An 11,267-nucleotide genomic window follows, 5' to 3' on the forward strand; every position below is an offset into this window, starting at 1 on the left:
CGTCTTCGTAATGTTTGATCGCGCGGGCGCGGTCCCAAGTTTCGGTTTTCACAGCATCGCGGGCGTTGATGATTTTCTTCATCTCGGCTTCAATCGTACCCAAATCTTCGGGGGTAAACGGCTCTTTGCGGTCAAAGTCATAGAACCAGCCATAGTCGCGCACAGGGCCGATTGTTACTTTGACATCGGGCCAGATCGCTTGCACAGCGCGCGCCATGATATGCGCCAGATCGTGGCGGATCAGCTCGAGCGCTTGATCGTCGTCTTGCAGGGTGTGAATTGAGATGTCGGCGTCTGCGGTGATCGGCCATTGCAGATCGTAATGCGCGCCGTTGATGGTCGCGGAAATGGCTTTTTTGCCCAAGGATGTCGCAATATCAGCGGCCACTTCGCCTGGCGTGATGCCAGCGTCATATTCGCGTACAGATCCATCGGGAAGGGTGAGTTTGACTTGGGCCATTTGGCGTTCCTCGTCGTTTTGGCGCCTACTAAGCGCCCGGTTGCGGGTTATGTGTGCGCGCTTTTTCGCGCTAGTGCGCGGCCTTGTCAACGCGGATAACTGTGATCGGGGGCATTTGCATCTGTGATGCGGCAAAATCGCTTGCTCGATTTAGGGGCAGGTTGCAGGATACAGGTCAACATTTGCAGGATACAGGTCAACATAAGGAGAGAGTGATGCGGTCCTATGATGATATTTTGATGATCGCGGTCGAACGCAAAGGTGGTTTTGGCGCCGTGCTGGATGGGATCGAGACACCGAAGACTGCCGACGAATTGGCTGCGATTTCTGGCTCAGATTGGCTGCGCGCCATGTGCTTTGGCATCATGGGCACGGGCATTTCTATGAAAGTGCTGCAAGCCAAAGAAGCGGAAATGACGGAAGCCTTTCACAACTTTGATGTGAACCGCATCGCACATATGTCTGAGGATTGGTTCCACGAGCTTCTTGGCGATCGGCGCATCATTCGCAACGCGCCCAAAGTACGCGCCTTGCAAGAAAACGCAGCACTTATTCAAGCCGTCGAGGCCGAATGCGGGTCTTTCGGGCGCAAAATCGGTGATTGGCCCAACACGGATTACATCGGCCTTTTGGCATGGCTGAAAAGTGAGGGATCGCGTTTGGGCGGCAACACAGGGCCATATGTTTTGCGTCATATGGGCAAGGAAAGTTTCATTTTGACGCGCGATGTTGTGGCGCGACTTGTAGCCGAAGGTGTGGTCGATAAAGCCCCCACTTCGAAAACGGCGATGCGCGCAGTGCAAGAGGCGTTCGACACGTGGCAGGCACAATCGGGGCAAAGCTTTACCACCATCAGCCGCGTTTTGGCACAAAGCGTTGGATAAATGCTCTGCCCACTTTTCCTTTGAACGCGGACGCGCTAACTCTGTGCCAACATCAGACATGAGGCTTTTATGACCGACTTTCTCGACACGCCTTCTGGGCGCAGCATTGCCTATCACCGCACCCAAGGGCAAGGCACAGGTATCGTGTTTTTGGGCGGGTTTATGTCAGACATGGACGGCACCAAGGCGACTGCGCTTGAGGCCTGGGCCAAATCATTGGGCCGGCCTTTTTTGCGGTTTGACTATTCAGGGCATGGCCAAAGCGATGGCAAATTTGTGGACGGCTGCATTGGCGAGTGGGCGCAGGATGCGCAGGCGGCGATTGAAGCTTTGACAGATGGACCGCAAGTGATTGTCGGCTCATCCATGGGCGGTTGGATTGCGTTGCTTATGTCGCAGCGCATTTCTGCAAAAGTCGCAGGGCTTGTTGGCATTGCTGCGGCCCCTGATTTTACCGAAGACAGTTTTCTCGCTGGTTTTTCGCCGGATCAAATCATCGAGCTTGAAGAAAACGGCGTGGTGATGGTGCCGTCCGGCTATGGTGACCCTTACCCCATCACGTCTAAGCTGATTGAAGACGGGCGGCAGAACCTTGTGCTGAGAACGCCTTTGCCGCTGCCGTTTCCTGTGCGGTTTTTGCAAGGTACGATGGACAGCTCTGTAGACCGATCTGTCGCGTTGCGTTTGCTGGATCATGCGGATGGCGATGACGTTGCTCTGACCTTTGTCAAAGGCGCAGACCACAGTTTTTCCACGCCAGAATGTTTGACCTTGATCGAAACTGCAATTTTGAACGTGACGCCTTAGTCCCGCAGTTGTAGATGCGCATCGCTTCCCATGCGCCATTTCGTGCCGATATTCTTAGGTGAGACGCGCAAGCCTTCTTGAGCGCTTGACGTTGCTGTCATCCTTGGCGATTTGTCTGGTGAACTGACGGAACGAACGGAACAAAGATGACGGAAGCGGTTATGTTGCTGCCTGGTTTCATGGCGGATGGGCGTGTGTTTGTAGATCAAGTCGCTGATCTAAGCAGGGCACATGCGGTACAGGTCGCGCCTTTGATTGGCGATACGCTTGAGGCGATGGCCGAATCCGTACTGGCACATGCACCCCCGAAATTTGCGCTTGCTGGGCATGATTTGGGCGGCGCAGTTGCGATTGAAATTCTGCAACGCGCGGCTGAACGGGTCACACGTTTGGCGCTTATCTGTGCGGCCGCTCAAGGCGAGGCCCCCAGCGCCGCAGCCGCACGTGAGCCCCGTTTGGTGCGCGCCAAGGCCGGTCGATTGAAGGATGTGCTGGAAGAAGATTTGCCGCAAACGTCATTGGCAGACAGTGACTATCGCGACGCGATTCGTGGTCATTGGATGGAAATGGCTGTGCAAATGGGGGTGGATACCTATTTGCAGCAATCGCGGGTGATACAGCGCCGTCCTGATTTTCAGCAGGTTCTAAGGCGCGCGCGTTTGCCATGCATGATGATCGGCGGTGCCGCGAATAAAATCGTCCCGCCGCGCCGCCAAGAATTCATGGCCGAACTGATGCCAAACGCGACATACACATGCATTCAGGGCGCAGGGCATCTGCCAATGATAGAAGCGCCACGTGCGTTAACACGGGCGCTTCAAACGTGGCTTGAAATGGAAGAGCTTGCGCCGCTGCGCTGGGTCTAGCCTGCTTTTTGCGTGCTTGGTTTGGTTTTTGCTTTGGGTTCGGCCTTGGCCTTAGTGCCACCAACGACACGTGGGCCTGAGTTTTGGTCAATGAAGTCCAACACCAATGGGCGAATGTTGTTGCGCCAGCTTTTGCCCGCGAAAATCCCGTAGTGACCTGCGCCTGGCTCAAGGTGAGATGCTTTTTTGCTGTCAGGTAGGCCTGTGCACAGATCTAGGGCTGCGACACATTGACCGGGTGCTGAGATATCGTCGTTCTCACCTTCGACAGTTTTGACGGCAACATCGGTGATTTTACCAATATCGACCTTCTTGCCCGCAACAACGAACTCGTTTTTGGCAATTTCCAAGCCTTTAAAAATGCGGTCAACGGTGGACAGATAGAACTCCGCAGTCATGTCCATCACGGCGAGATATTCGTCGTAGAATGTATTGTGACGATCATGGTCCGACGCTTCGCCTTTTGCGACGCGGCTGATTTGATCTGTAAAGGCTTTCATGTGGGTTTCGGCGTTCATGGAAATGAAGGACGAAAGTTGCAACAGGCCAGGATAGACCTTGCGACCCACGCCTTTGTATTTGAAGCCAACGCGCTGAATCATGCTTTGTTCGAGTTGCCCCATTGAAACGCGATTGCCAAAATCTGTGACGTCTGTTGGCGTTGCATCTGGGTCGATTGGACCACCGATAAGGGTCAAGCTGCGGGGCTGAGCAGACGGGTCTTCTTCCGCCAAATACGCTGTCGCCGCAAGGGTCAGCGGGGCCGGTTGGCACACGGCAATCACATGGGTTTGTGGGCCCAAATGTTTCATGAATTCAACAAGGTAGAGGGTATAATCTTCGACGTCGAACTTGCCTTCGGACACCGGAATATCACGGGCATTGTGCCAATCTGTGATGTAGAGTTCGCAGTCTGGCAGAAGCGACACAACAGTCGAGCGCAAGAGCGTGGCATAGTGGCCAGACATAGGTGCGACCAAGAGCACTTTGCGTTTCATTTCCGCGCGGCCTTGCACCTTAAAGTGGATCAAGTCGCCAAAGGCTTTGTTTACTTCGATATCAATTTCCACGATGTGATCGCGACCATCTTCGCCGACAACGCTGCCAATGCCCCAGTCCGGTTTGGTGGCCATTCGGGCAAAGGATCTTTCAGTAACTTCGCCCCAAGCCGCCATCATTTGCAACGCAGGGTTCGCAGTCATTGACGCGGCAGGGTAGGACCCGAGCGCTTGTGCAGTCGCCCCAAACCACTGGTTGGTGGTGCGTAGGGTTTCCATAAAGTCGTAGCTCGCCATGTATCGCATGTGGTCTCCATTCTACCGTTCGTCGGCCTAATCGCGCTTCGCACTTGGAAATGTTGCGCTATCGTGATCTCATAGTTGTATAGTTAAATTAATGCTGCAAGTGCAAAAAAGTAAGGGGGTTGGCAATATGACGCTGAAAGATGACGGAGAAATCCGCGATTTGGATGTGATGAACGCCAATATAGCTAAAATTGAAGAGCTATCGACGCGCCTTGCTGCGGCGATTGCGAACAAAAAGCCGACGCCTCCGGCACTACAAGGGCCAAGTCACGATCTCTTTGCCAAGACCGCGTCGGCCTATATGGCTGAAATGGTCAATAATCCCGCTAAGATTATTGAGCACCAAATCGGATACTGGGGAAAGACGCTCACACATTTCGCGGACGCGCAGACTCGTTTGGCAAAAGGGGATTTGACCCCGCCAGAAGACGCCACCCCAACAGATCGCCGATTTAAGAACCCGCTTTGGGAAACGCATCCGTATTTCAACTTTATCAAACAACAATATGTTGCCAATGCACAGGCGGTGACCGCCGCAGTGCAAGACATCGAAGGTCTGGACGAGTCCGATCGCAAACGCGTTGACTATTTCACGCAACAAATCGTCGATATGCTGGCGCCGACTAATTTTTTGGCGACCAACCCTGATGCGCTTGAACAAGCAGTGGCCACCAATGGCGAAAGCCTTGTGTTGGGGTTGGAAAACCTTGTGAAAGATCTTGAGGCAAATGACGGTGAAATGGTGGTCAGCCTTGCTGACACCGAGGCCTTTGAGGTCGGGCGTAATCTTGGAACCACCAAAGGCTCCGTGGTGTTTCGCAATCGCATGTTTGAGTTGATCCAATATGCGCCCACGACTGAGACTGTTCACGAGACGCCATTGTTGATTTTCCCACCGTGGATCAACAAGTTTTATGTACTCGATCTGAAAGAAAAGAACTCTTTGATCAAATGGGTCGTTGATCAGGGCTACACTTTGTTCGTTGTGTCTTGGGTCAACCCTGATGAGAGTTACGCGGGTGTTGGCATGGATCAATATGTCGAAGAGGGCTATCTGACGGCCATTGATCAGGTGAAAAAGATCACTGGCGTCGATAAGATCAACGTCACAGGCTATTGTATTGCAGGGACGACGCTGTCGATCACTTTGGGCTTGCTTAATCAGCGCGGCGATACCTCAATCAATTCGGCAACCTTCTTTACGACGCTCACTGATTTTTCGGATCAGGGCGAAGTAGGGGTCTTCTTGGACGACGATTTTGTCGATGGTATCGAGGCCGAGGCCAATCGCACCGGTATGATGAGCGCGTTCTACATGTCGCGCACGTTTTCATACTTGCGTGCCAATGATTTGATCTATCAACCTGCGATCCGCTCCTACATGCTTGGTGAATCCCCGCCTGCATTTGATTTGCTCTATTGGAATGGCGATAGCACCAATTTGCCTGGTAAAATGGCCGTCGAATATTTGCGCAACCTGTGTCAGGCCGATTTGCTGGCCACCAGCGGCTTCCCGATTTGCGGCACCAAAGTGCAGCTGTCGGAAGTAAACGTGCCCGTGTGCGCCATTGCGTGTGAAACTGATCATATTGCCGCTTGGGGCAGTTCTTACAACGGCGTCAGCAAAATGGGATCGCCGGACAAAACCTTTATCTTGTCTGAGTCAGGCCATATCGCTGGTATTGTAAATCCACCCAGCAAAAAGAAGTACGGTCACTACACCAATGAAGACATGGCCTTGACGTCAGAAGACTGGAAAGAGGGGGCTGCTTTCAACCAAGGCAGCTGGTGGCCGCGTTGGGATAGCTGGTTGAGTGAGCGGTCAGGCGAGACCATTCCAGCCCGCAAAATTGGTGATTCGGGCGTTGAAGTGCTAGCAGATGCGCCGGGGACTTACGTGAAGGCATCCTGAACTATTTGATTTTGTTGCGTTTTGATAATTTATGCTGCAATGCAGAAAAAGCTCTTGATTTGCTGCACTGCAGCATGCATATTGTAATCAGACGAAGCAAGGCGGATCTGATTGGGGCTCTCCCAACCCCTTCCGCAAGGAACAAATGTATCAGGAGATACGATCATGGCTGCTACTGAAGATTACACAAAAATCATGAAAGACATGATGGGCGCATTCCCAATTGACATGTCTGCATTCCAAGACGGTTTCAAAACAAACGCGTCACTCGGCGACAAAATGTCCAAAGTTGCAATCGCAGCTGCTGAAAAATCTTCCGAGATTTCTTCAAAATGGACAAAAGAAACTCTCGCAAAAGTAACTGACGTTACTGGTGCTAAAGCTGAACCAGCTGAGTACTCCAAAGCGTTCACAGATTTCGCATCTGCTCAAGCTGAGCTTGCTGCTGAAAACTTGGCTGCTTTTGCTGAAGTTGCAAAATCCGTTCAAATGGAAACAGTTGAATTGATGCTCGCTGCTGGCAAAGACTTGGGCGAAGACGTGACTGCGGCTGCTAAAAAAGCAACTGACGACGTAACTGCTGCTGCAAACAAAGCAACAAAAGAAGTTACTGCCGCTGCTAAAAAAGCAACTGCTTCTAAGTAAGACCTTTTGCAATTAGGTATGCCTCCTCCCTGCGTACCTTTTGCACCAAGACGGGCCCCTCATACGAGAGGGCCCGTTTTTGTTTGTCATGCCACTGATCGCTATCTGTTTTAGGGGATGGCGCCTTTTCCTTTTGCTTTTCTATATAGGCGGGCATAGGCTCGCTGCATTGCAAAACAATGGAGGCGGCTCATGGCTGACACGAAAAGCGGGACGCTATTGATCAAACGGTATGCGTCACGGCGTTTGTACAATACTGAAACGTCCGATTACGTGACGCTTGAAGACATTTCTGGGTTCATTCGAGCTGGACGTGATGTGCAGATTATCGACCTGAAATCTGGTGACGATCTGACCCGCCAATTCCTTATTCAAATCATTGCTGATCATGAAGGTCGCGGTGAAAACGTTCTGCCGATGGGTGTGTTGACGGATCTGGTGCGCAGCTACACCAGTGAAGTGAACTCTGTCGTGCCGCAGTTTTTGGCCCAAAGCTTTGAAATGCTGCGCAACGGTCCTGCGTCCATGATGGAAAACCTCGGCGCAGGCATGCCAACATTCCCAGGGTTGGAAGCGATGCAGGCCCAACAAGAAGCCTTTTTGAAAGCAATGACTGGCGGCATGCCAACGGGTTGGCCATCAAGCACGACGCCTGAGGCGACTGAAGACAAAGAAGATTTGGGCGACATCAAAAAACAACTCGCAGAGTTGCAAGAGAAACTGTCAAAGCTGTCCTAAGGTTTTGTAACACCTTCAAAATGGCCCGCGCTCGTAGCGGGCTTTTTTGTGTCGAACGTGTAAATGAAGTGACGCGATATTTCACAATCCAAGGGGCTGACATCAGTGACGGATCGCCCTAGCTTAGAGGCATGCAACACACAAAGGGCGCGCCGATGAACGACACTGCAGGACGGCTAAGTCTATGGGGTATCGAAGTGTTTTTGGCCGCCGCCGATGAAGGCGCGGTCTCAGCTGCGGCCAAACGTCTTGGGACATCGCCATCGTCGGTGTCGCAGCAAATATCAAACCTTGAATCCGTTCTCGGCACGGAACTTTTGAACCGACGTGAGCGGCCCATGACACTGACACCAGCGGGGCGGATTTTGCGCCGCCGCGCGCAGGCCATTGTCAGTGAGGCATCGCACGCCCGCTCTGAAATTGCAGGACTGGATTTGTCACAACTGGGCTCACTGCGCCTTGGTATGATTGAAGATTTCGAGGCATCAGTGACACCGAGCTTGCTGTCAGGGATGGCTGACACGCTGACCCATACACGGTTCGAATTGGAAACGGGGCCTTCGCACCGTTTGCATGATCATCTGGAAAACCGCAGTCTCGATGTCATTGTTGCTGCTGAATTTGACGTCCCGAAATGGATGATCAGCCACCCCTTGCTTGAGGATCCGTTTGTCGCGATCACCCCGAAAGGGCGGGGTGCGAGCTTGGATGATCTCAATGGGTTGTCCTTTATCGAATACACCCGCCGTCATGCGATGGGGCGCGATTTAGCGTCTCATTTGTCCGGCGAAAGATTTAGTCTGGTGCACCGATTTGAGCTTGATAGCTACCGCGCCATGATGGCGATGGTGGCGGGCGGCACGGGCTGGACAATTTTGACCGCTTTGGGCGCGCAGCACGCAGGGCGCTATGCAAATGACATCGAAATTCATCCTTTGCCCTTTACGCCCAAAGCGCGCCGTATTTCAGTCGCTGTGCGCAAAGATGGGCTTGAGGATATGGCCAAGGACATCACGGCACGGTTGCGACCGTTGATACAGGCGCAGGTGGTGCAACCCGCGCTCGACGCAAGTCCATGGCTCGCAGGGCAACTTGCCGTATCAACGTAAAACGCCGCCAAAGTGCGTGGCAGCGTTCACTTAATTCACGGTGTTTGACGTCTTACTCAGCCGCTGCAACCAAGCGTTTGGCATCTGCTGCGGCCTCGATGAGGGCGGTCGCAATGAAATCCAAGTCCGCTTTTTGCAAACGTGCTGGCAGGCGTGTGTCGCAGGCTTTGGACAGCATTTCTCGTGTCATCGGAAGCTCAGGCGTGTCGCCCAAGAACTGCCAATTCCAAAAGGCGCGGGCATTGTCTGTGGAGAGGCCAAAGACCTGTACCGAGACACCGTGCGATTTGGCGGAAGCCTGGAATGCGAGCGCTTCTTCGCGTGAGAAATCAACCAAATTGAACTGCAAGCTGTCTGGCGCGCGCAGCTCTTTTTCTAGCTTGTCAGGGACTGTCAAAAAGGGTGTGGCTTGCAGTTTGGCAGCGACATAATCGTGGTTGGCGCGACCGTCACGCACACGGCGTGGCACTTCGGCCAATTGTGGACGCACGACGGCAGCTGCCAAGTTTGACAGGCGTTGGTTGTAGAGTGGCAGTTGGTTTTGCACGCGATCAAATGCGGCATCAAGCGCGTCGCTTGGCGTGGCGTTGTGCTTTTTCCAATTGTGCTCGTAAGCACCAGACATGATCACGGCGCGTGCAATCAGATCCTCGTCATCCGTGACCAAAATCCCGCCTTCGCCCGCATTCAACAGCTTGTAAGACTGGAACGAGAAACATCCGATTTTACCAATCGTGCCGATGTTTTTGCCGCCCCAAACGGTGCCCAAAGAATGCGCTGCGTCTTCAATAAGCGGCACATTGTGCGCCTCACACAGTGCCACAATAGCGTCCATGTCGGACGTATGCCCGCGCATGTGGGAGATCAAAACAGCGCCGACATCTGCTGTCAGCTTGGCTTCAAAGTCATCCATGTCGATGCGGTAATTGTCACCACATTCGACCAAAACGGGCACACATTCGGCGTGCACAACGGATGAGGGAACGGCTGCAAATGTAAAGGCAGGGATCAGCACCTTCGAGTCGCGAGGCAGGTCCAAGGCTTTCAAAGATAGAAACAAAGCTGCCGAACATGATGACACCGCAAGCGCATATTTTGATCCGAGCATCTCGGCAAATTCGCGTTCAAGCATTGCCACGGGGGCGTCTTTGGCGGCCGTATAGCGAAATAGGTCACCAGATCCGAGCAAACGTTCGATCTCTGCACGTGCTGCTTCAGGGATCGGTTCTGAGTCGTAAACATTTGGGCCAGTTGTCATGACTTTTGCTATTCCTAAATTGTCTTTTCGGAATAACTGTAAGTGTATTGTGCACAAAAATCTAGCTTTGTGAGCAGCGACAAGCGAAATTTCGCAGACTGTTACAGTATATTGTGGTTCAAACCTGTTTTGCCCCAATTTGTCCGCTATTTTTCCCGTTATGCGAAATGCCCAGTTTTCAAAAACTGCGCCATCATGCGCGCGATGTCTGCATCCGCCGTGGGCAAATGGTTGCGTGCACGCGCTTGATCAATAACGTCATTCGGGTAGTCACCGGTCTGTTCTGCCATCTTGAGATAGTCAGCGGTGATCTGGGGCGAAATTTCAGGGTGCGCCTGTACGGTCAGAAGGGTGTCGCCATAAAGCAGCCCAGCGTGTTCGCAAAAATCATTTCGCGCGATAGTCTTTGCCTTGGCCGGCTTTTTCACGACTTGATCTTGGTGCCAAGCATTGAGGTGGACAGTTCCAATGTTGTCAAAGTCATATGCGGTGCGCCCAATCGCCCAACCGCCCGCAAACTTTTCAACAGTGCCACCTAAAGCTTGTGCTGCGATTTGGTGACCAAAGCAAATGCCGACCATTCGCATTTTGCTCTCATAGATATCGCGGATCAAAGTTTCTAGCGATGCAATGAAAGCGTGGTCTTCATACGCGCCGTGCTTGGAACCCGTCAAAAGCCATGCGTCCGCACTGTGAGGGTCGTGTGGAAAATCACCGTCCACGACATTATGGGTCTGAAACGTGAGCCCATGCGGCGCCAGAATACGCGTAAACATCACATCAAAATCACCGTGATTTTGACGCGGCAGGTCAGGGGCATGACCACATTGCAATATACCGATTTTCATATGTTCACCGTACAGATAATGCCTGTGATTTGCCTATCTCGCGTGACTTTGGCAAGCAAAATTGTGCGGAAGTTTTAGCGAATAATCTGGGGCTTGAACCGCAACTTCGGCCGGCGCGCCTTTGGCAAATGGCGATTGAGGCGGGTGTTGATCACGCTAAAAATGGCGATGACTATCACAATCAGCAGCACAAAATAACCGGCCACAATCGGGTAGGGCACAAACGGATTAAACGTCTTTTCCGCGAAATAAGACGCATAGTACAGCGCGTCACCTTTTTGCTGCCACGCGGGAAAGCCTGAGAAAAACACCAGTGCCGTTGAGTGAAACAGAAAAATGGCCTCATTCGTGTAGGCCGGCCACGCCAGTCTCAGCATCGTCGGCCAAGTGATCCGGCGAAACCGTGTCCAGCCGACCATGCCGTATGCATCTGCAG

General features: G+C 52.6%; 11 protein-coding genes and 1 pseudogene. 7 read left to right on the forward strand and 5 right to left on the reverse strand.

Going from position 1 to position 11,267, the window contains the following annotated elements; genetic code table 11:
* Positions 1-460 (reverse strand): TGS domain-containing protein (locus ABF287_RS06160; RefSeq protein ID WP_347184139.1); only part of this gene is annotated, 460 nt, incomplete at its 3' end.
* 215 nt (positions 461-675) lie between these two features.
* Between ABF287_RS06160 and ABF287_RS06165 the strand changes: the two genes are divergently transcribed.
* The 3 genes from ABF287_RS06165 (at position 676) to ABF287_RS06175 (ending at position 3,017) form a co-directional block, all read left to right on the forward strand.
* The gene (locus tag ABF287_RS06165) at positions 676-1,344 is read left to right on the forward strand and encodes a DNA-3-methyladenine glycosylase I (RefSeq protein ID WP_347184140.1); all 669 of its coding nucleotides are present in this window, start codon (positions 676-678) and stop codon (positions 1,342-1,344) included.
* A gap of 69 nt (positions 1,345-1,413) precedes the next feature.
* The gene (locus ABF287_RS06170; RefSeq protein WP_347184141.1) at positions 1,414-2,151 is read left to right on the forward strand and encodes an alpha/beta hydrolase; all 738 of its coding nucleotides are present in this window, start codon (positions 1,414-1,416) and stop codon (positions 2,149-2,151) included.
* 146 nt (positions 2,152-2,297) lie between these two features.
* Entirely contained in the window at positions 2,298-3,017 is a 720-nt protein-coding gene (locus tag ABF287_RS06175) for an alpha/beta hydrolase (RefSeq protein WP_347184142.1), read from the forward strand.
* Here ABF287_RS06175 and phaZ read toward each other — a convergent pair.
* Positions 3,014-4,321 (reverse strand): polyhydroxyalkanoate depolymerase, encoded by a 1,308-nt coding sequence (phaZ, locus tag ABF287_RS06180; RefSeq protein WP_347184143.1) that lies wholly within the window; start codon positions 4,319-4,321, stop codon positions 3,014-3,016. The genes ABF287_RS06175 and phaZ overlap by 4 nt on opposite strands.
* Positions 4,322-4,448: 127 nt before the next feature.
* Here phaZ and phaC point away from each other — a divergent pair, with 127 nt between their 5' ends.
* The 4 genes from phaC (at position 4,449) to ABF287_RS06200 (ending at position 8,725) form a co-directional block, all read left to right on the forward strand.
* On the forward strand, positions 4,449-6,233 hold the full coding sequence (gene phaC, locus ABF287_RS06185) for a class I poly(R)-hydroxyalkanoic acid synthase (protein WP_347184144.1): 1,785 nt from the start codon (positions 4,449-4,451) through the stop codon (positions 6,231-6,233).
* 165 nt (positions 6,234-6,398) lie between these two features.
* Positions 6,399-6,878, forward strand: a complete 480-nt coding sequence (locus tag ABF287_RS06190; protein WP_347184145.1) for a Phasin — start codon at positions 6,399-6,401, stop codon at positions 6,876-6,878.
* Positions 6,879-7,070: 192 nt separating this feature from the next.
* Complete coding sequence (gene phaR / locus ABF287_RS06195) at positions 7,071-7,616, forward strand: polyhydroxyalkanoate synthesis repressor PhaR (protein ID WP_347184146.1); 546 nt, start codon at positions 7,071-7,073, stop codon at positions 7,614-7,616.
* Positions 7,617-7,771: 155 nt separating this feature from the next.
* A complete protein-coding gene (locus ABF287_RS06200) occupies positions 7,772-8,725 on the forward strand; it encodes a LysR family transcriptional regulator (RefSeq protein WP_347184147.1) in 954 nt (317 codons plus the stop codon).
* 52 nt (positions 8,726-8,777) lie between these two features.
* Here the strand turns inward: ABF287_RS06200 and ABF287_RS06205 are convergent, their stop codons facing one another.
* The 3 genes and pseudogenes from ABF287_RS06205 to ABF287_RS06215 form a co-directional block, all read right to left on the reverse strand.
* Positions 8,778-9,983 (reverse strand): aminotransferase class I/II-fold pyridoxal phosphate-dependent enzyme, encoded by a 1,206-nt coding sequence (locus tag ABF287_RS06205; RefSeq protein ID WP_347184148.1) that lies wholly within the window; start codon positions 9,981-9,983, stop codon positions 8,778-8,780.
* Between the two features lie 158 nt (positions 9,984-10,141).
* Positions 10,142-10,831, reverse strand: a complete 690-nt coding sequence (locus tag ABF287_RS06210; RefSeq protein ID WP_347184149.1) for a type 1 glutamine amidotransferase — start codon at positions 10,829-10,831, stop codon at positions 10,142-10,144.
* Between the two features lie 74 nt (positions 10,832-10,905).
* Positions 10,906-11,267 (reverse strand): annotated as a pseudogene (locus ABF287_RS06215) (amino acid ABC transporter permease); the annotation flags it as partial.

The sequence above is a fragment of the Pacificibacter sp. genome (genome assembly GCF_039769035.1).
GTDB lineage: Bacteria > Pseudomonadota > Alphaproteobacteria > Rhodobacterales > Rhodobacteraceae > Celeribacter.